This window comes from Streptomyces sp. NPDC021212 (genome assembly GCF_044332925.1).
Classification (GTDB): Bacteria; Actinomycetota; Actinomycetes; order Streptomycetales; family Streptomycetaceae; genus Streptomyces.
This window is the reverse complement of record NZ_JBIRPZ010000002.1, coordinates 720,089-738,507: the sequence shown is the minus strand read 5'-3', so window position 1 is coordinate 738,507 and position 18,419 is coordinate 720,089. Positions and strand designations below refer to the sequence as shown.

Genomic DNA, 18,419 nt, shown 5'->3' with positions numbered 1-18,419 from the left:
GTGCACCGTACATCGTCCATGACGATGTTCACATGCTCGACCAGCACCACACGCGCCGTTTCGGCCTGCCGACGGCGACCGCTCTCGTCATGGGCAACATCATCGGCGGCGGCATCTTCCTGCTCCCCGCCTCGGTCGCCCCGTACGGCACCCTCAGCCTGCTGGCCTTCGTCGTCCTGACGGTCGGCGCCATCGCGCTCGCGCTCGTCTTCGGGCGGCTCGCGCGGCGCGACCCGAGCACGGGAGGGCCGTACGTCCACGCCCGCGCCGCCTTCGGCGACTTCGCGGGCTTCCTGTCGGCGTGGTCGTACTGGACGATGACCTGGGTCAGCAACGCGGCGCTCGCGGTGGCGGCGGTCGGCTACGTCCATGTGCTGGCCCCCGGGCACGAGTCCACGGGCATGGACCTGGCCATCGCGCTGCTCGCGCTGTGGCTGCCGGCGCTGGCGAACCTCGCGGGGACGCGCTGGGTGGGTGCCGTACAACTCGTTTCGACCGTGCTGAAGTTCGTCCCCCTGCTCTTCGTCGCGGTCGTCGGGCTCTTCTCCTTCGACCCGGACAACATGGGTCCCTTCAACGCGGGCGGCGGCAGTGCGCTCGGCGGGATGTCGGCGGCGGCCGCGATCCTGCTCTACAGCTACCTGGGCGTGGAGTCGGCGTCGATGAGCGCGGGCGAGATGGAGAATCCGGAGCGGAACGTGGGGCGGGCGAGCGTGCTCGGCACGATCGGCGCGGCCGTGGTCTACCTGCTCGGCACGGTGTCGGTGTTCGGTACCGTCGCCCACAAGGACCTGGTGAACTCCACCGCCCCCTTCTCCGACGCGGTCGACGCGATGTTCGGCGGCACGTGGGGCGGCACGCTGATCGCGCTGGCCGCCGTGGTGTCCATCGTCGGCGCGCTCAACGGCTGGATCCTGATGAGCGCCCAGGCGCCGTACGCGGCCGCGCGGGACGGGCTCTTCCCGGCCGTGTTCATGGCCAAGCGGCGCGGGGTGCCGACGGTCGGGGTGTTCGTCGGCGTGGTCCTGGCGTCGGGCCTCACCGTGGTCAACTACACCTCGGGGTCGAACGGCGTCTTCGCGACCCTCGTCCTGATCACCACCTTCTCGGCGACGGTCCCGTATCTGCTGGCGGCCGGCGCGCAGCTGTACTTCCTGCTGGCGGGGCGCGGTGAGAGGGTGCGGACCGGGCGCTTCGTCTGGGACCTGGCGCTGGCGCTGGCGAGCTTCGGCTTCTCCTTCTGGCTGGTCTCGGGGGCCGGGTACGCGGCGGTGTACCAGGGCGTGCTGTTCCTGTTCGCCGGGGTGCTGGTGTACGCGGTGATCGCGGCCCGCCGCCGGAGGCAGGGGGCGGACGGCGCTGCCGCCGACGACGGCACCGCGGCGGAGGCGGGCGTTCCGTAGCGCCGGAACGAGACATCGCGTCGAATATCCTTTCGTATTTCACCGAATCTTCATTGTCCCTTCGGTATTCCGCCGGGATATGCGTAACGGGTCGGCGGAAATCGTCCTGAGGCGCAGTCACTCCCATACGACGGATGGGGATGAGGGGGTCAATGTTGTGCTCTTCTCCGTGAGCTCCCTCTTTTCCTGCCCGGTGCAATTGAGCGAGGATTTCTCTCCATGAGTGCCGAGCTGACCTCCGGTTGCCCCTTCCGCCTCGACCCCACCGCGCGCGACATCCACGGAGAAGCGGACCGGTTGCGGGACCTGGGCCCGGCGACACCGGCCGAACTGCCCGGCGGGGTGGTGGCCTGGGTGGTGACCGACCCGGCTCTGGTGAAGCGGCTGCTCACGGACAGCCGGATTTCCAAGGACGCCCACCGGCACTGGTCCGACGCCTACATCGACGAACGCATTCCGCCCAAGTGGCCGCTCCGGCTGTGGGTGGACGTCCGTAACGCGCTGACCGCATACGGCCCGGAACACGTCCGGCTCCGCCGGCTGATCGGCGCCGCGTTCACGCCCGGCCGCATCCGGTCTCTCGCCCCGACAATCGAGGCGATCACCCAGTCTCTGCTCGACGGATTGGACGCCACCGAGGACGCCGCCCCCGGCGAGGTGGTGGATCTGCGGTCGCGGTTCGCCTGGATGCTGCCGCTGATGGTCGTCAACACCCTCCTCGGTGTCCCCGACGAACTGCACAACGCCTTCCGCGCCGGGGTCGCCGGGATCTTCGCGACCGACCAGTCCGAGGAGGAGGCCGAGGCCAACACCCGGGAGCTGTACCGGCTGTTGACCGGCCTGCTGGCCACCAAGCGGCAGACACCCGGCGACGACGTGACCAGCGCGCTCATCGACGCCCACGACGACGAGACCGATTCCCGGCTCAGCGAGCAGGAGTTGCTGGACAGTGTGCTGCTGCTGATCGGCGCGGGGCACGAGACCACGGTCAATCTGCTCGACCAGGCCATCGTCAATCTCCTCACCCATCCCGACCAGCTCGCGCTGCTGCGCTCCGGGCAGGCGTCATGGGAGGACGTGGTGGAGGAGACGCTTCGCCACCAGGCGCCGATCGCCTCCATCATGATGCGGTTCCCGATCGAAGACGTGCACGACGCCACGACCGGGCTGACGTTCCGCCAGGGCGACCCCATCGTCATCAACTACGCCGCCACGGGGCGCGATCCGGCGATCCACGGCGATGACGGCGGACGCTTCGACCTCACCCGGGCGACCCGCCGCGAACACCTGGCGTTCGGGTACGGCCCGCACTTCTGCCTGGGTGCCGAACTGGCCCGGCTGGAGGGCCGTATCGGGCTGCGCGCCCTCTTCGGTCACTTTCCCGACCTCACCCTCGCGGTGCCGGCCGCCGATCTTCGTCCACTGGAGTCCTTCATCTCCAATGGACATCAACAACTTCCCGTGCTGCTGCGCCGCTAGGCAGTTTCGTTTGAATCAGGCGGTCGTTGGTCCTTCGTGATGGACATCGAACGTTACGGCAGCGCAGTGAACGGCGATATGACGGCGGCCTACATCAACGGCTTGGGCGGTGCCGACGACATCCGGACCGGGCCGCTGCCCCGTCCCGTACCCGGCCCGGACGAGGCGCTCGTCCGGACCGAGGCGGTGGCGGCCAACCATGTGGACACGTTCGTCCGCTCCGGTGCGTACGCCACCGAGGTGACCTTCCCGTTCGTCATCGGACGCGACCTGGTCGGCACCGTCGAGGCCCCCGCCGGGCCCTTCGCCCCCGGTGACCGGGTGTGGTGCAACAGCCTGGGCCACGACGGCCGGCAAGGCTCCTTCGCCCAGTACGCCGCCGTCCCGGTGGACCGGCTGTACCCGCTGCCCGCCGGGGTCGACCAGGTAGGGGCGGTCACCGTGCTGCACACCGCGGGCACCGCACACCTCGGCCTGTTCCGGGAGGCCGGCCTCCGGCCGGGGGAGACGGTCCTCGTCGAGGGCGCGGGCGGCGGCGTGGGCAGCGCCGTGGTCCAGCTCGCGACCGCGGCCGGGGCGCGCGTCATCGCCGTCGACCGCGCCGAGAACGCCGAGTGGTGCCGTAGCAGCGGGGCGGGCCATGTCCTCGACCGGGCCGACCCGGACATCCCCGCCGCGGTCCGCCGCCTCGCCCCGGACGGGGTCGACGTGCTGTGGGACTGCTCCGGGCGCCATGACTTCGAGACGACGATCCCGCTGCTCGCCCGGGGCGGCCGCGTCGTCCTGATGGCCGGGCTGCGGGCGCGGTCCGTGCTGCCCGTCGGCGCCGTCTACACCGGCGACATCAGTCTGCACGGCTTCGCCATCAGCAACGCCTCGGCGGCCGACCTCGCGGACGCGGCCGAGACCATCAACCGCGAGCTGGCGAGCGGCCGGCTGCGCGGCAGGGTCCGCGCCGAGCTTCCGCTGACGGAGGCGGCGCGGGCCCACCGCCTGCTGGAGGGCCGCGAGGGCGGTGCCGGCGGCCCGGGCCGCATCGTGCTGATCCCCTGACCCCCTTTCGGGCAGGTCATATGCATCAACCAGGAGCCGCTGGGTAGGCGCACGAATCCGCCTGACGAAGAGAGAGAAAAGTTGTGCCTGCCCTGACCGATTCCGATGCCCCCGCCGCAGCCCGGCACCACCTGCTCCACCGCGCCATCAAGCGGCGTAAGAACCCTCCTCTGCGGCGCAGTGACATCACGGTCACCGAGGAGAAGGACGTTCACCGCGCGGTCAAAGCCGCGGCCCTGGGGAACGCCATGGAGTGGTTCGACTTCGGGATCTACAGTTATCTCGCGGTCACCATCGGCAAGGTCTTCTTCCCCGGCGGGAACGCCACGATCCAGGTGCTGTCCTCCTTCGCGACGTTCGCGGTGGCCTTTCTCGTACGGCCGCTGGGAGGCATGTTTTTCGGGCCGCTCGGTGACCGCATCGGGCGCAAGAAGGTGCTGTCCTTCACCATGATCATGATGGCGACGAGCACGCTCGCCATCGGCCTCATCCCCGGCTATCACGCCATCGGCTATGCCTCACCCGCGCTCCTCATCCTGTTCCGGATGTTGCAGGGATTCTCCACCGGCGGCGAATACGGCGGCGCGTCCACGTTCATCGCCGAATACGCCCCCGACAAGCGCCGCGGCTACTTCGGCAGCTTTCTCGAATTCGGCACCCTCATCGGGTACACCGCCGCGGCCGGGCTCGTCACCATCCTGACCCTGACGCTCTCCGACGACGCGATGGGCTCCTGGGGCTGGCGCATCCCGTTCCTGGTCGCCGCGCCCATCGGACTCGTCGGCCTGTATCTGCGGCTGAAGCTGGACGAGACCCCCGCCTTCCAGAAGCTGGAGGAGGAGACGGCCGCGTCGCAGGAGCGCACCACGCTGCCGTTCTGGCAGGTGTTCCGGACGCAGTGGCGCGCGATGGTGCTGTGCATGGCGCTGGTCGCCGCGTACAACATCACCGACTACATGCTGCTGTCGTACATGCCGACGTACCTCTCGGAGACCCTCCACTACAGCAGCACCAACGCCCTCGTCTCCATCATCATCGTGATGCTGGTGCTCATGGCGGCCATCACCTTCGTCGGACGGCTCTCCGACCGCATCGGCCGCAAGCCCGCGCTGCTGGCGGGGTCCATCGGCTTCTTCGTCCTCGCGGTGCCGTCCTTCCTGCTCATCAAGCAGGGCGGGATCGTCCCCGTCTTCGCCGGTCTGCTGCTGCTCGGCCTGTGTCTGCTGCCCTACGTCGCCGTCATGTCGGCCTCGCTGCCCGCGCTCTTCCCGACCGATGTGCGCTACGGCTCGCTGTCCATCGCCTTCAACATCTCCGTCTCCCTCTTCGGCGGCACCACCCCGCTGGTCGTCGAGGCGCTGGTCAGCAGCACCGGGGATGACCTGATGCCCGCGTACTACACGATGCTCGCGGCGATCGTCGGCATCATCGCCTCGGCCGTGATGAAGGAGACGGCCCGCAAGCCGCTGGAGGGCTCGCCGCCCTCGGTCGCGACCAAGGAGGAAGCCATCGCCCTGGTCGAGTCGCAGTCGCAGCAGGCCCACCAGCCCTACCAGTTCCACCAGTCCCACTAGGGCTGGCACCCTCGCCGCCGGGGTTCATTACCCCGGCGGTAATCGACCACCTCGTACCCCCGGCGGCACAGTGACGTCATCGGGTTCCGGGCCGGCGCACTCCGGTCCGGGATCCGGGCATCGACATCGTGACCGCCCTGGAGGGGACGACATGACCGACTACGACACCGCCGTGGCCCGCTACTTCGAGGCGTGGAACGCCACCGGGCCCGAAGCCCTCGCCAAGGCCGTCGCCGCCGCCTGGACCGAGGACGGCGGCTACACCGACCCACTGGCCGATGTGCGGGGGCACGCGCAGCTGGCCGCCGTCATCGCCGGGGCGCACGAGCAGTTCCCCGGCTTCACGTTCCGTCAGCTGGGTACCGCCGACGGGCACCACGGCATCGCCCGCTTCGGCTGGGAGCTGGTGGCGCCCGACGGGTCCGCGCCGGTCGCCGGCTTCGACGTGATCACCCTCGCGGAGGACGGCCGCATCCGCTCCGTCCTCGGCTTCCTGGACCGGGTTCCTATGGCAGCGTGATGCCCTTGAGCGCGGCGGCGGTCTCCGGGTCGGCCGGGAGGAACGTCTCGATGGCCAGCTCGGAGACCGTGACATCCATGGGGGTGTTGAACGTCGCGATCGTCGAGATGAACGACAGCACCCGCCCGCCGTGCTCGATCATCATCGGCAGCGCGAACGGCGCGTGGCCGCCGCCGGTCGCCGACTCCCGGCCGCCCGACTCGGGCAGCGGATAGCCGGCCACCTCGTCGTACAGCTCGCGCAGCGGCGAGGACCGCATCAGCGCCAGCTGGCGGTCCATCTGGTCCAGCAGATGGCCGCGCCACTCCGGCAAGTTGCGGATGCGCGGGGCGAGCCCGTCCGGGTGGAGGGTGATCCGCATCGCGTTCAACGGCGGGGTCAGCAGATGGTCCGCCACGCCCTCCAGCAGCGCCTGGATGCCCCGGTTGGCCGCCAGCACCTCGTACGTCCCGTCCAGCACCAGCGCCGGATACGGCTCGTAGCCGGTCAGCAGCCGCTCCATCCCCTCGCGCAGCGCGCTCATCGACGGATCGCCCACCGCCCGCTCCGGATAGTGCGGGGCGTACCCGGCGGCGATCAGCAGCGCGTTGCGCTCCCGCACCGGCACGTCGAGGTGGTCGGCGAGGCGCAGCACCATCTCCTGGCTCGGCCGGGACCGGCCGGTCTCGATGAAGCTGATGTGGCGGGCCGACGAGTCGGCGCGCAGCGCCAGCTCCAGCTGGCTGATCCGCCGCCGGTCCCGCCATTCCCGCAGCAGCGCGCCCACCCCGGGCGGCGCGGTAGTCGTCATGCCCCGAAGGTAACGGAAGCCCGGCGGCGCCCGTGGCAGGGTGGAAGGGCAGATCCATCACCTTCACCACGAGACGAGGAAGGGAGCCGTCATGGCAGTCGAGCCGCTGGCCCGCGAGGAGATCGACGGGCGCCTGGAGCAGCTGCCCGGCTGGTCGTTCGCGGACGACCAGCTCTCCCGTACGTACGTCTTCGACGGGCATCCCCAGGCCGCCGGCCTGGTCGCGGAGATCGCCCGCATCCAGGACGAGCTGGGCCACCATTCCGATCTGACCCTCGGCTACAACAAGGTCACCGTCACTGTGAACACCCACAGCGTCGGCGGCAAGGTCACCGAACTCGACTTCGGGCTCGCCGCCCGCGTCGAGGCCGCCGCCCCCGGTCACGGCGCGCATGGCTGAACCCGCGGCCCCCGCGCGGGAATCGTGACCAAACCGCTCCCCGACCGGCTCCGAATACCCCCATGAGAGGGCGGTGTCGAACGGAGGAGCGGGCATGGGCGGGCAGCGGCAGCGGATCGCCGTCGTCGGCAGCGGAGTGGCGGGGCTCACCGCGGCGTACGTGCTGCAACGCACGCACGACGTCTCGCTGTATGAGGCGGACGACCGGTTGGGGGGCCACGCCCACACCCACCACGTGACGGCCCCCGGAGGCCGGGCGTGGGCGGTCGACAGCGGGTTCATCGTCCACAACGAGCGCACCTACCCGCTGCTGCTGAAGCTCTTCCGCGAACTCGGCGTCTCCACCCAGGAGTCCGAGATGAGCATGTCCGTGGTGTGCGAGGGCTGCGGACTGGAGTACGCCGGGGCGCGCGGCCTGCCCGGGCTGCTCGCGCGGCCCTCCAACGCCGTCCGGGTCCGCTATCTGCGCATGCTCACCGAGGTGCCGGCCTTCCACCGGGCCGCCCGCCGCTTCCTCGCCCAGGAGCCGGACGACACGGTCACCCTGCGCATGTTCCTCACCATCGGCGGCTGGTCGCGCTACTTCGTCTCCCACTTCCTCACCCCGCTGGTCTCCGCCGTCTGGTCCTGCGACGCCGAAAGCGCGCTGCGCCAGCCCGCCCACTACCTGTTCCGCTTCCTCGACCACCACGGCATGCTGTCGGTCACCGGCGCCCCGCTCTGGAGAACCGTCACCGGCGGCTCGCGCACCTATGTCGAGGCCATCGCCAAACAGCTCTCCGCCCTCCACACCTCGGCCCCCGTGCGCACCGTCGTCCGCCACTCCGACGGCGTCGACCTCATCACCGAGGACGGTGAGAGCGCCGCGTATGACGCCGTCGTCATCGCCGTCCACGCCGACCAGGCGCTGCGGCTGCTGGAGCGCCCCACCGACGAGGAACGCGACATCCTCGGCGCCTTCCGCTACTCCCGCAATGACACCGTGCTGCACACCGACCCCACCCTGCTGCCGCGGGGTCGCCGCGCCCGGGCGGCCTGGAACTACCGGATGCCGTCCTGCGCCACCCCCTCCGGCCGGGTGCTCATCAGCTACGACATGAACCGCCTCCAGCGGCTCGACGCCCCCCGCGACCACATCGTCACCCTCAACGGCGGGACACGTCTCGACGAGGGCCGGGTGCTGGCCCGCATGGTGTACGAACACCCCGTCCACACCCCCGAGTCGGTGGCCGCCCAGCAGTGGCTGCTGACCCTCAACGACCGCGTCACCGCCTTCGCCGGGGCCTACCACGGCTGGGGCTTCCACGAGGACGGCTGCGCCTCCGGCGTACGGGCCGCCGCCGCGCTGGGGGTGCGCTGGTGAGCCACCCCCGCGGCCCCGCCGACCGGGCCCGTACCCCCGCCGCGCGTTCCGTCCGCGCGGGCCGTGCCGCTCCCGCGGCACGCGAGGCCGGTGCCGCCCCCGGGGCCGGCACCGGCCGGGCTGCCCGCCTGGCTCGCGCCGCCTGTGCCGTGCGCGAGGCTTGTGCCGCCGGCGTAGCCCGTGCCGCGCGCGTAGCCAACACAGCCCGTGCCGCCCGCGCCGACCGAAACGACCCCGCAGCCCCTGCCACGCCCGATACGCCCGTCACCCGCACCCCCGCCCTCTACGAAAGCGTCATCACCCACGTCCGCACCCGCCCGCTGCGCAACGCCTTCACCCACCGCACCTATCTGTGGCTGGTCGACCTCGACCACCTGCCGCGCCCGCCCCGGCCGCTGCGCCCGCTCGCCCGCTTCGACCCGCGCGACCACTTCGCGGGCACCGGCCCCACCCTCCGCGCCGCCCTCGACCGCTGGCTCACCGCCCAGGGCGTCACTTCGCCCGGCGGGCGGGTGCTGATGCTCGGCCACGCCCGCGTCCTCGGCCACGTCTTCAACCCGCTCACCCTCTACTGGTGCCACGACCGCGCCGGGGCCGTCGCCCTCGTCGTCGCCGAGGTGCACAACACGTATGGCGAACGCCACTGCTATCTGCTGCGCCCCGACGAGGAGGGCAGGGCGGACACCGCCAAGGACTTCTACGTCTCGCCGTTCTTCCCCGTGGACGGCGGCTACCGGATGCGGCTGCCGCGCCCCGCCGAACGGCTCGCCCTGACCGTTCATCTGGAGCGGGGCGGGACACGGCCTTTCACCGCGACCGTCACCGGCCGGGCCTGCCCCGCCACCCCGCGCGCCCTGCTGCGCGCCGCCGTCCGCCACCCCTGGGCCACCGCCGCCGTCACCTGGCACATCCGGCTCCGGGGCATCGGGCTGTACCTGCGCGGGCTGCCCCTCCAGCCGCGCCCCCGCCACCCCGTACAGGAGGGCCTTGAGTGACCGAACTGCACCACGCCACCGGCGCCGCCCACCACCCGGCCGTCGACGCCGCCCGCTGGCCCGCCGTGGCCCACCGGCCCGGTCCCTCCCGGCCCCGCGACGCCCTGGCCCGGTCACTGGTCCGCCGGGCCCTGGCCCGGCTGCCGCTGCGGGTGCGGTACGGCACCGGGCCCGTCCGCGGCACGGGCGGGCCGCTGCTGGAGATCGCCGACCCCGACGCGTTCGTCCGGCGCATCGGCCGGGACGGGCTCATCGGCTTCGGCGAGTCGTACCTCGCCCACGAGTGGGACGCGCACGACCTGGTGGGCGTGCTCACCGTGTTCGCCGAGAACGCCGACCGCATCGTCCCCCGCTGGGCGCAGCGGCTGCGCGGCGCCTGGGCCCCGGCACACCCCGCCGGGCAGTACAACACGCCGGAGGCGGCCCCCAAACACGTCCACCACCACTACGACCTGTCCAACGAGCTGTTCGGGCTCTTCCTCGACCCCACCCTCAGCTACTCGGCCGCCCTCTTCAGCCGCCTCCCCGCCCGGTGGGACGACCTCGCCACCGCCCAGCACCGCAAGATCGACCGGCTGCTCGACCTCGCGCAGGTCGGCCCCGGCACCCGGCTGCTGGAAATCGGCACCGGCTGGGGCGAACTCGCCCTGCGCGCCGGGCTGCGCGGCGCCCGCGTGGTCACCGCCACCCTCTCCGAGGAACAGCGCCGGCTCGCGGCGCGGCGTGCCCTGCGCGACGGGCTCACCGACCGCATCACCCTTCAGCTGCGCGACTACCGGGAACTGGAGGGCCAGTACGACGCCATCATCAGCGTCGAGATGATCGAGGCCGTCGGGGCGGCGTACTGGCCCCGCTACTTCGCCGCCCTGGAGGAACTGCTCGCCCCCGGCGGCCGGATAGCCCTCCAGGCCATCACCATGCCGCACGACCGGATGCTCGCCACCCGCCACACGTACACCTGGATCCAGAAGTACATCTTCCCCGGCGGCTTCCTGCCCTCCGTCACCGCCCTCGAACAGTGCGCCGCCCGCCACACCCGGCTGCACCTGGCCCGCCGCGACGCCTTCGGCGACCACTACGCGCAGACCCTGCGGCTGTGGCGGGAACGCTTCGCCGCCCATGACGCGCAGGTGGCCGACCTCGGCTTCGACACCACCTTCCGCCGCATGTGGACCTTCTACCTCGCCTACTCCGAGGCGGGCTTCCGCGCCCGCTACCTCGACGTCCAGCAGATCCTGCTCCAGGAGGCAGACCGATGAGCGATGTGGCCCCCACCCTCGCCCCGATCGCCGAACGCCTGCTCGGCGGGCCGCTCCCGGTGCGGCTGTGCGCCTGGGACGGCAGCGAGGCAGGCCCGCCGGACGCGCCCCGCGTGCTCCTCACCTCGCCGCGCGCCGTGCGGCGACTGCTGTGGGCACCCGGCGAACTCGGCCTCGCCGAGGCGTACATCAGCGGCGACCTCGACGTCGAAGGCGACCTCACCGACGGGCTGCGCGCCGTGTGGAACGCCCTCCGTGAGCACTCCGCCACCCCGCCCCGTCCGGGTGACGCCCGGGCACCCCGGACGCCCCGGGTCGGCCTCGCCGCCCGCGCCCGGGCCGCCGCCCGCGTCGCCCGGATCGGCGCCATCGGGCCCCGGCCGGCCGCCCCCGGCGGCCGCGCCCGCCTCGGCGGCAGCCCGCACTCCCGGTCCCGCGCCCGCGCCGCCATCAGCCACCACCACGCCTTCCTCAGCGAGTTCTACGAGCGGCTGCTCGACCCCTCCATGGCGTACTCCTGCGCCTACTGGACCAGCCACGACCCCTCCTACGGCCTCGCCGACGCCCAGCGCGACAAGCTGGAGGTCATCTGCCGCAAGCTCGCGCTGGTGCCCGGCGCCCGGCTGCTGGACATCGGCTGCGGCTGGGGCGCCCTCGCCCTGTACGCGGCCGACCGCCACAAGGCGCAGGTCACCGCCGTCACCCTGGTGCCCGAGGAGCGCGACTTCGTGCGCGAGCGGGTCGACGAACTGGGCCTCGGCCAATTCGTCGAGGTCGTCCTGAGCGACTACCGCGATCTGCCGGGCGGCCAGTACGAGGCCGTGGCGTGCGTGGAGATGGGCGAACACGTCGGCCACGACCAGTACCCGCGCCTCGCCGACACCCTCCACGGCATGCTGCGGCCCGGCGGCCGCGCCCTGGTCCAGCAGATGTCCCGCGCCGCCGGAACGCCGGGCGGCGGCGCGTTCATCGAGACGTACGTCGCCCCCGACCTCCACATGCGGCCCCTCGGCGAAACCATCGGCCTGCTGGAGGCCGCCGGACTGGAGGTGCGCTCCTCCGAGTCCCTGCGCGAACACTACGTCCGCACGGTCGGCGCCTGGCGCGAGGCGCTGGAGGCCCAGTGGGACGCCTTCCGGCTGCTGGCGGGCGACGACACCGCCCGGATGTGGCGGCTCTACCTCGCCGGTGGCGCGCTCGCCTTCGAGGAACGGCGCATGGGCATCGACCAGATCCTCGCCGTACGGCCCACCGCGCGCGGTGTCAGCGGCATGCCGGACACGCCGACGGCGTGGTATCCCGCCCCGGCCCTGGAAGTCGCATGACCGCCTACCCCTGGCCCGCCTTCGCCGAGGGTCTGGCGTACAGCGCCGTGGCGGCCCTGACCGTCATGCTGCTCACCTTCCTCGTGGCGGTAGTGAAGGGGGTCCACCGCATCGTGGACGTGGCGTGGGGGCTCGGCTTCACCGCCATCGCCCTCGTCACCTTCGCCGCCTCCGACGGCCACGGCGACGGCGTCCGGCGGCTGCTGGCCACCGTGCTCACCGCCGTCTGGGGGCTGCGGCTCGCCGTCCACATCGGCGTACGGCGGTGCGGGCACGGCGAGGACGCCCGCTACGAACGCCTCCTCGCCCGCGCCCCCGGCAACCGCCACCTCTACGCCCTGCGCGTCGTCTACCTCCTCCAGGCCGGCCTGATCTGGCTCGTCTCCCTCCCGATCCAGGCCGCCCAATACGCCTCGGGCCCGCCGGGCCCATGGTCGGTCCTGGGCATGGCCCTCTGGCTGCTGGGCCTCACCTTCGAGGCCGTCGGCGACTCCCAGCTCGCCCGGTTCCGCGCCGACCCGCGGAACCGGGGGCGGATCATGGACCAGGGGCTGTGGCGGTGGACGCGGCACCCCAACTACTTCGGCGACTTCTGCGTCTGGTGGGGCCTCTTCCTGCTCGCCTCCGAGACCTGGCAGTCGGCCCTTGTCTCCGTGATCTCGCCGTTGGCGATGACGTACGTTCTCATCCAGGGCAGCGGCAAGGCCCTCCTGGAACGCCACATGGCCGACCGCCCGGGCTTCGCCGCCTACGCGTCCCGCACGAGCGGCTTCTTCCCCCGCCGCCCAGCCGACTGACCCCCCGGGGGGCGGGGATGTGTCCCCAGTCCCGCCCCTTCCCGAAACCGGGGGCTCCGCCCCCGGACCCCCGCGGGGGCTGCGCCCCGGACCCCCGCGGGGGCTGCGCCCCGGACCCCCGCGGGGGCTGCGCCCCGGACCCCCGTGGGGGCTGTGCTCGGGGCTCCGGTGGGGGCCGCGCCCCGGCCCCCCGTGGGGGTGACGACGGTCTTAGCCAAATCCAGCCTCCCGGGGGCACCTCCCAGCGGTAGCTGGCGGTGATTCAGGAGCGGGGGTCCGGGCGCGGAGCCCCCGGGGTCGGGTAGGGGCGGGGTGGGGAGAAGCAACGCACGGTCAGGCCGGGTGGCGGGCTCGGCGGAAGCGGGCGGCGGCCTCCGCCAGGTCCACGATGGGGGGTGGGTAGGACACGTCGGGCAGCGCCCAGGGGGTGTGGACGCGGCGGCCGGGGACGTCGGCCAGTTCGGGCAGCCAGCGGCGGACATACGCCCCGTCGGGGTCGAAACGACGGGCTTGGGCCAGGGGGTTCAGGACCCGGTTCGGCCGGGTGTCCGTGCCCGTCCCGGCCACCCACTGCCAGTTCAGCTGGTTGTTCGCCACGTCCCCGTCCACCAGCAGGTCGAGGAAGTGCCGCGCCCCCACCCGCCAGTCGACGTACAGCGTCTTCGTCAGGAAGCTCGCCACCAGCAGCCGGGCCCGGTTGTGCATCCACCCCTCCGCCGCCAGCTGCCGCATGCCCGCGTCGACCAGCGGGTAGCCGGTGCGGCCCGCCTTCCAGGCGGCGATGGCGGCGACGGCGTCGGCGTCCGACCGCCAGCGGTCGCCCCGCGGGCGGTAGTCGGTGCGGGAGGCGTCCGGGCGGGCGGCGAGGACCTGGTGGTGGAAGTCGCGCCAGGCGAGCTGCCGTACGAAGGCGTCGGCGCCCGGCCCGCCGGACTTCCGCGCCCGGTGCACCAGCTCCACCGGGGACAGACAGCCGAAGTGGAGGTAGGGGGAGAGGCGCGAGGTGGCGTCGCCCGCCAGGTCGTCCTGACGATCGGCGTACGCGGCCAGCCCCGACCGCAGCCACGCGTCGAGGCGGCGGCGCGCGGCCCGCTCGCCGCCCTCGGGCAGCCCGGGGGAGAGGCCGCCGGAGGTGAGCGAGGACACGGCGGCGACGGGCTCGGACCGTACCCCGGACGGCACCCGCACGCCGCGCGGCGCGGCGAGTGGTCTGCGCAGTTCGACGCCCTGCCAGGCGCGGAAGTACGGGGTGAAGACCGCGAAGTGGTCCTTCCCCGAAGCCCCGGAGGGGGTCACGACACCCGGCTCGACCGCGGTCAGGACGGTGCCGTGCACCCGTAGCGCGGCGCCCAGGGCAGCCCGCAGCCCCGCCTCCCGCCGCCCCGCGAACGCGCTCACCCCGCCCGCGATGTGCACCTCCCCGGCGCCGACCTGCTCGGCCACCCGGCGGATCTCCTCCACCGCGTCACCCGTACGGACGACCAGCCGGCCCCCGCGTTCCCGCAGGCCCGCGTCGAGGTCGGCCAGACAGTCCCGCAGGAACGCCACCCGGTTGGGCACGGCGAACCCCGCCCCGGCCACCCGGCGGTCCACGATGAACAGCGGAACGACCTGGTCGGCCGAGCGGAGCGCCGCGTGGAGCACGGGGTTGTCGCGCAGCCGCAGATCGGAGGTGAAGACGGCGATCGAGGTGGAGGGATGCGAGGGGGTCACTCCTCACCCCTACACCGCGCGCCCTCACCCCGCCGGGAGCGACATCAGCCCGATCGGATCGGTGGTCGGCGCCTTGGAGCCCCCGGCGGGCTCGACCGTCACCCCCACCCCGGACGCCTTCCCGACCGCACCGCTCAGCAGGGCGGCCGTGCCGCCGCCGGTGCCGGTGTCCGCGGTGTCCATGAGCCCGGCCGACCGCATCGTGTCGCCGTCGCTGAACCACAGCTGGTACACCCGCCCGTCGGGCGGCTTCGGCAGGCCGGAGGCGAGGAACGCGGCCTTGTCCAGCGCGTGCGAGACCACGACCGTGCCCGTGGCCCCGTTCGTCAGCTTGGTGTTACGGCTGTGGGCGTCCGGGGCGGCCAGCACCTCGGCCACCGCCTCCACCCGCGCCACCTGCTGCTCGGAGCGGCGGGCCGTGTCGCGCGCGTCGGACGCCTGCTGGTTCTGCCATACGGCGACGCCGCCGAGCGCCACCGCCCCGGCGAGACAGGCCGCCAGCGCGAAGTTCTGCCACCGGCCGCGCGAGGAACGCCGGGGTGGTGAGCCGCCGCCGGAGAACTCCGGTTCGTTCCTCGCCACCCGCGGCGGGTCCTGACGGACGGTGGCGATCCGCCGCATCACATCGTCCTTGAGCACCGGCGACGGAGTCAGCGAGGTGGCCATGCCGAGCTTGGCGGCGGTGGCCCGTAGCTCCCGTACCTCCTGGGCGCATGCCTCGCAGTCGCCCAGGTGCCGTTCGAAGGCCAGCAGTTCCCGCCCGGAGAGGGCGTACACCGCGTAGGCGCCGGTCAGCGTGTGCAGATCCGCTCGGTCCGCTCTGGTCATGCCCCGACCCCCATGCAGTCGCGAAGCCGGATGAGTCCGTCCCGGAGTCTGGTCTTCACCGTGCCGAGCGGAAGCTGGAGGAGCTCCGCCACCTCGCGGTAGGTACGGCCACGGTAGTAGGCGAGCGTCACGGACTGACGCTGGAGTTCGGTGAGCGTCTGCATGCAGCGGCGCACCTGCTCGCGCTCCAGCCTGGCCTCCACCTGCTCCGTCACCTCGTCGAACGCCGGGGTGCGGTTCAGCAGCGCGGCGCGCTCCTCGCGGTCCGACGCGGACTGCGCGGACCGTACGCGGTCCACGGCGCGCCGGTGCGCCAGCGTCATGATCCACGCCATGGCGCTGCCCCGGGCCGGCTCGAACCGGGCCGCGGTCCGCCACACCTCGACCAGGACCTCCTGGGTGACCTCCTCCGCCTGGGCGGGGTCGCGCAGCAGACTGCGGGTCAGGCCGAGGACGGACCCGCTCACGGCGTCGTAGAGCGCGGCGAAGGCGTTCTGATCCCCCCGAGCCACCAATCCGAGCAACTCCTCGAGGTTGGGGCCCCTGGGGGCCGGTCCACCGATGAACACGGGCTCTCTCACTAGCCGTCCTTCCGGATGAGCATTACGACACCACGCAGGTGTCGTATCTCATTCGTCGCCCGGGCGGGTGCGGATTGGTCAACAAAGCGTAGGGACCGGCGAATTTGCCGTTCCGGCAAGGGTGTTTGGCGAAACGGGCCCGGGGCGAGCAGGCTCAGGGTCATGAGCGCACACGACCACGCACACGGCCACGCCCACCACGGCACCGAGCAGCCCGACTGGGACGCCCTCGCCCCGCTCCTCGAACGCGGCGCCGAGCTGTACGCCCCCGTCCACGAACAGGCCGCCGCCTGGCTGCGCGAGAGGTTCGCGGCGGGCGGCGGCTCCGTACGCCGCATCCTCGACGTGGGCAGCGGCCCCGGCGTGGTGACCTGCCTCCTCGCCCGGGCCTTCCCGGACGCCGAGGTCGTGGCCGCCGACGGCACGCCCGCCCTGCTGGAGCGGGCCCGGGAGCGCGCCGCCCGGCTCGGCCTCGCCGACCGCGTCACCACGCTGACCGTCGAGATGCCCGAAGAGCTGGACCCGGCCACGATCGGCACCGCCGATCTGATCTGGTCGAGCCGGACCGTGCACCATCTGGGTGATCAGCTCGACGCGCTGCGCCGGCTCGCCACCGCCCTGCGTCCCGGCGGGCTGCTGGCGGTCGGCGAGGGCGGGCTGCCGCCCCGTTTCCTGCCTCGGGACGCGGGGCTCGGCCGCCCCGATCTGTCGGCCCGGCTCGACGTCGTGCAGGCGGAGGGTTTCGCCGAGATGCGGGCCGGGCTGCCGGGCGCGACGGAGACCGTCGAGGACTGGCCCGGGCTGCTCACGGCGGCCGGTCTCACCGGCGCCACCAGCCGCAGCTTCCTGCTCGACCTGCCCGCCCCGCTGGACGCGACGGCCCGCGAGTCGCTGCGGACCGAGCTGGCCCATCGGCGCGAGGCCGTCGCCGACCGTTTGGACGACGGCGACCTCGCGGCCCTGGACCGGCTGCTCGACCCGGAGGACGAGGCCGGGATCATGCGGAGGCCGGATGTCTTCCTCCTGGCCGCGCACACCCTCCATGTGGCGGCCCGGACGGAGTGACGGCGGGCGTCAGCCGGTGGTGAGGGTGAGCCCGTAGGCGCTGAGGATCGGGTTCACCGGCTGGTAGTACGTCGTACCGCCGACGGTGCAGTTGCCGGAGCCGCCGGAGAGGACGCCCTGCGCCTCGGTGCCGGAGACGAAGGAACCGCCCGAGTCGCCGGGCTCGGCGCACACATTGGTGCGGGTCACGCCGCGGATGGTGCCCTCGGGGTAGACCACGCTGGTGTTGTGCTGCTGGATCGTGCCGCAGTGCCAGCCGGTGGTCGAGCCCGAGCGGCAGACGGACGAGCCGACCGGCGCCTCCTGGGAGCCGGTGACCGTGACGGTGGTGGAGTTGGGGCCGATCACCAGGGGCGTGGGCGTCCAGTCGGCGTTGGTGGCCACCCAGGAGTAGTCGCTGCCGGGGAAGACCGAGCCCTGGAAGGTGCCCTGCGGGACGCGGTTGAAGCCGGCGGTGGTGTCGCCCGGGTCGCCGCAGTGTCCGGCGGTGACGAAACCGGCCTGGGTGTCCTTGGTGACGGAGAAGCCGATGGAGCAGCGGGCGGTGGCATTGATGTAGTACGCCTCGCCGCCCCGCAGGTCATAGAGGGGAGTCGGCCGCTCGGCCGACTCCACGATGCGCGCCACGCCGTGGTCGACGCCGCCGGCGTCGATGAACCGCTGGGCCGCGGCGGGCTGGGCCGACTGGACGACCACGCTGTTGCTCTTCACGTCCACGTACCAGAGGGAGGCGGTGGTGGCGGACGGGGGGTGCTCCTCGGCCACCCGGTCCAGGGCGTCCTTCGCGGCGTTCAGCTGCTCGAGGCTGTGGCCGACGACGGTGGCCTTGGCGCCGGCGGCCGAGATGGCGCCGCTCTGGGCCTGGTCGGTGGTGCCGACGGTGAGTTCGGCGGTGTTCCCGGTCACCCAGGTGCCGGCGTAGCTGCTGCCGAGGTTCTTGCGCAGGCCGGGTTCGGCCTGTCCCGCCTTGTACTCGTTCGCTATCCGGGTCCGCGCCTCGTCGGCCGTCAGGCCGAGGTCGCGCTGCATGGCGGCGAGCACCTCGGGCGGAACGTCCCGGTGGGAGCCGGGCGGCTGGGGCGGGCTCGCGGCGGCGGGTACGCCCGCACCGGCGAGGAACAGGGCGGCTATGGCGAGGGTGCAGCCCGTGGTGAACTCAAGACCATGACGACGTCTGCGGCGCATAGTGCGTTCTCCTGTCGCGTGTCACGCTGCGTGTCTTACTGATCGCCAAGCGTAATTGCGGTGACAGGGGACCGCGCGGCGGGCGCGGG

The 18,419-nt window shown here is 72.7% G+C and carries 17 protein-coding genes; 12 read left to right on the top strand and 5 right to left on the bottom strand.

The window, feature by feature from the left end; translation table 11 throughout:
- Positions 1-32: 32 nt before the first annotated feature.
- From ACH4SI_RS07480 to ACH4SI_RS07460, 5 genes are all read left to right on the top strand, one after another.
- Positions 33-1,403, top strand: coding sequence for an amino acid permease (locus tag ACH4SI_RS07480; protein WP_398293616.1), 1,371 nt, complete (start codon positions 33-35; stop codon positions 1,401-1,403).
- A 219-nt stretch (positions 1,404-1,622) separates the two neighbouring features.
- Positions 1,623-2,882 (top strand): cytochrome P450, encoded by a 1,260-nt coding sequence (locus ACH4SI_RS07475; RefSeq protein WP_398293614.1) that lies wholly within the window; start codon positions 1,623-1,625, stop codon positions 2,880-2,882.
- A 39-nt stretch (positions 2,883-2,921) separates the two neighbouring features.
- Positions 2,922-3,935: an NADPH:quinone reductase gene (locus tag ACH4SI_RS07470; protein ID WP_398293612.1), complete on the top strand. Its 1,014-nt coding sequence runs from the start codon at positions 2,922-2,924 to the stop codon at positions 3,933-3,935.
- A gap of 83 nt (positions 3,936-4,018) precedes the next feature.
- A complete protein-coding gene (gene proP / locus ACH4SI_RS07465) occupies positions 4,019-5,509 on the top strand; it encodes a glycine betaine/L-proline transporter ProP (protein WP_398293609.1) in 1,491 nt (496 codons plus the stop codon).
- Positions 5,510-5,660: 151 nt separating this feature from the next.
- The gene (locus ACH4SI_RS07460) at positions 5,661-6,029 is read left to right on the top strand and encodes a nuclear transport factor 2 family protein (RefSeq protein ID WP_398293607.1); all 369 of its coding nucleotides are present in this window, start codon (positions 5,661-5,663) and stop codon (positions 6,027-6,029) included.
- Here ACH4SI_RS07460 and ACH4SI_RS07455 read toward each other — a convergent pair.
- Positions 6,016-6,819 carry a helix-turn-helix domain-containing protein gene (locus ACH4SI_RS07455; protein ID WP_398293605.1) on the bottom strand — a complete coding sequence of 268 codons (804 nt, stop codon included), beginning with the start codon at positions 6,817-6,819 and terminating at the stop codon, positions 6,016-6,018. The genes ACH4SI_RS07460 and ACH4SI_RS07455 overlap by 14 nt on opposite strands.
- A 91-nt stretch (positions 6,820-6,910) precedes the next feature.
- On the opposite strand from ACH4SI_RS07455, the gene ACH4SI_RS07450 reads away from it, so the two are divergent.
- The 6 genes from ACH4SI_RS07450 (at position 6,911) to ACH4SI_RS07425 (ending at position 12,958) form a co-directional block, all read left to right on the top strand.
- Positions 6,911-7,219: a 4a-hydroxytetrahydrobiopterin dehydratase gene (locus tag ACH4SI_RS07450; RefSeq protein WP_398293603.1), complete on the top strand. Its 309-nt coding sequence runs from the start codon at positions 6,911-6,913 to the stop codon at positions 7,217-7,219.
- Between the two features lie 94 nt (positions 7,220-7,313).
- Entirely contained in the window at positions 7,314-8,582 is a 1,269-nt protein-coding gene (locus tag ACH4SI_RS07445) for an NAD(P)/FAD-dependent oxidoreductase (RefSeq protein ID WP_398293957.1), read from the top strand.
- A 296-nt stretch (positions 8,583-8,878) separates the two neighbouring features.
- Positions 8,879-9,577, top strand: a complete 699-nt coding sequence (locus ACH4SI_RS07440) for a DUF1365 domain-containing protein (RefSeq protein WP_398293955.1) — start codon at positions 8,879-8,881, stop codon at positions 9,575-9,577.
- Positions 9,574-10,836, top strand: coding sequence for a class I SAM-dependent methyltransferase (locus ACH4SI_RS07435; RefSeq protein WP_398293601.1), 1,263 nt, complete (start codon positions 9,574-9,576; stop codon positions 10,834-10,836). Before ACH4SI_RS07440 ends, ACH4SI_RS07435 begins: the two co-directional genes overlap by 4 nt.
- A complete protein-coding gene (locus ACH4SI_RS07430; protein WP_398293599.1) occupies positions 10,833-12,161 on the top strand; it encodes a class I SAM-dependent methyltransferase in 1,329 nt (442 codons plus the stop codon). The genes ACH4SI_RS07435 and ACH4SI_RS07430 overlap by 4 nt, the downstream gene beginning before the upstream one ends.
- On the top strand, positions 12,158-12,958 hold the full coding sequence (locus ACH4SI_RS07425) for a DUF1295 domain-containing protein (RefSeq protein WP_398293596.1): 801 nt from the start codon (positions 12,158-12,160) through the stop codon (positions 12,956-12,958). The genes ACH4SI_RS07430 and ACH4SI_RS07425 overlap by 4 nt, the downstream gene beginning before the upstream one ends.
- 333 nt (positions 12,959-13,291) lie before the next feature.
- Here ACH4SI_RS07425 and ACH4SI_RS07420 read toward each other — a convergent pair whose 3' ends face one another.
- From ACH4SI_RS07420 to ACH4SI_RS07410, 3 genes are read right to left on the bottom strand one after another with little or no spacing between them, the layout of a single operon-like run.
- Positions 13,292-14,671, bottom strand: coding sequence for a cryptochrome/photolyase family protein (locus ACH4SI_RS07420; protein ID WP_398293594.1), 1,380 nt, complete (start codon positions 14,669-14,671; stop codon positions 13,292-13,294).
- Between the two features lie 24 nt (positions 14,672-14,695).
- On the bottom strand, positions 14,696-15,499 hold the full coding sequence (locus tag ACH4SI_RS07415) for an anti-sigma factor domain-containing protein (RefSeq protein ID WP_398293592.1): 804 nt from the start codon (positions 15,497-15,499) through the stop codon (positions 14,696-14,698).
- On the bottom strand, positions 15,496-16,080 hold the full coding sequence (locus tag ACH4SI_RS07410) for a sigma-70 family RNA polymerase sigma factor (protein WP_398293590.1): 585 nt from the start codon (positions 16,078-16,080) through the stop codon (positions 15,496-15,498). The genes ACH4SI_RS07415 and ACH4SI_RS07410 overlap by 4 nt, the downstream gene beginning before the upstream one ends.
- A gap of 162 nt (positions 16,081-16,242) precedes the next feature.
- Here ACH4SI_RS07410 and ACH4SI_RS07405 point away from each other — a divergent pair, with 162 nt between their 5' ends.
- On the top strand, positions 16,243-17,145 hold the full coding sequence (locus tag ACH4SI_RS07405; RefSeq protein WP_398293588.1) for a class I SAM-dependent methyltransferase: 903 nt from the start codon (positions 16,243-16,245) through the stop codon (positions 17,143-17,145).
- A gap of 9 nt (positions 17,146-17,154) precedes the next feature.
- Here ACH4SI_RS07405 and ACH4SI_RS07400 read toward each other — a convergent pair whose 3' ends face one another.
- Positions 17,155-18,330 carry a S1 family peptidase gene (locus ACH4SI_RS07400; RefSeq protein ID WP_398293586.1) on the bottom strand — a complete coding sequence of 392 codons (1,176 nt, stop codon included), beginning with the start codon at positions 18,328-18,330 and terminating at the stop codon, positions 17,155-17,157.
- Positions 18,331-18,419 lie beyond the last annotated feature (89 nt).

What these genes read in the sequence shown, in the direction of transcription:
- ACH4SI_RS07470 (WP_398293612.1), top strand. Translation starts at nt 2,922, where the DNA reads ATGGACATCGAACGTTACGGCAGCGCAGTGAACGGCGATATGACGGCG.
- ACH4SI_RS07460 (WP_398293607.1), top strand. Translation starts at nt 5,661, where the DNA reads ATGACCGACTACGACACCGCCGTGGCCCGCTACTTCGAGGCGTGGAAC.
- ACH4SI_RS07455 (WP_398293605.1), bottom strand. Translation starts at nt 6,819, where the DNA reads ATGACGACTACCGCGCCGCCCGGGGTGGGCGCGCTGCTGCGGGAATGG.
- ACH4SI_RS07430 (WP_398293599.1), top strand. Translation starts at nt 10,833, where the DNA reads ATGAGCGATGTGGCCCCCACCCTCGCCCCGATCGCCGAACGCCTGCTC.
- ACH4SI_RS07480 (WP_398293616.1), top strand. Translation starts at nt 33, where the DNA reads ATGCTCGACCAGCACCACACGCGCCGTTTCGGCCTGCCGACGGCGACC.
- ACH4SI_RS07405 (WP_398293588.1), top strand. Translation starts at nt 16,243, where the DNA reads ATGAGCGCACACGACCACGCACACGGCCACGCCCACCACGGCACCGAG.
- ACH4SI_RS07400 (WP_398293586.1), bottom strand. Translation starts at nt 18,330, where the DNA reads ATGCGCCGCAGACGTCGTCATGGTCTTGAGTTCACCACGGGCTGCACC.
- ACH4SI_RS07445 (WP_398293957.1), top strand. Translation starts at nt 7,314, where the DNA reads ATGGGCGGGCAGCGGCAGCGGATCGCCGTCGTCGGCAGCGGAGTGGCG.
- ACH4SI_RS07450 (WP_398293603.1), top strand. Translation starts at nt 6,911, where the DNA reads ATGGCAGTCGAGCCGCTGGCCCGCGAGGAGATCGACGGGCGCCTGGAG.
- ACH4SI_RS07425 (WP_398293596.1), top strand. Translation starts at nt 12,158, where the DNA reads ATGACCGCCTACCCCTGGCCCGCCTTCGCCGAGGGTCTGGCGTACAGC.
- ACH4SI_RS07475 (WP_398293614.1), top strand. Translation starts at nt 1,623, where the DNA reads ATGAGTGCCGAGCTGACCTCCGGTTGCCCCTTCCGCCTCGACCCCACC.
- ACH4SI_RS07415 (WP_398293592.1), bottom strand. Translation starts at nt 15,499, where the DNA reads ATGACCAGAGCGGACCGAGCGGATCTGCACACGCTGACCGGCGCCTAC.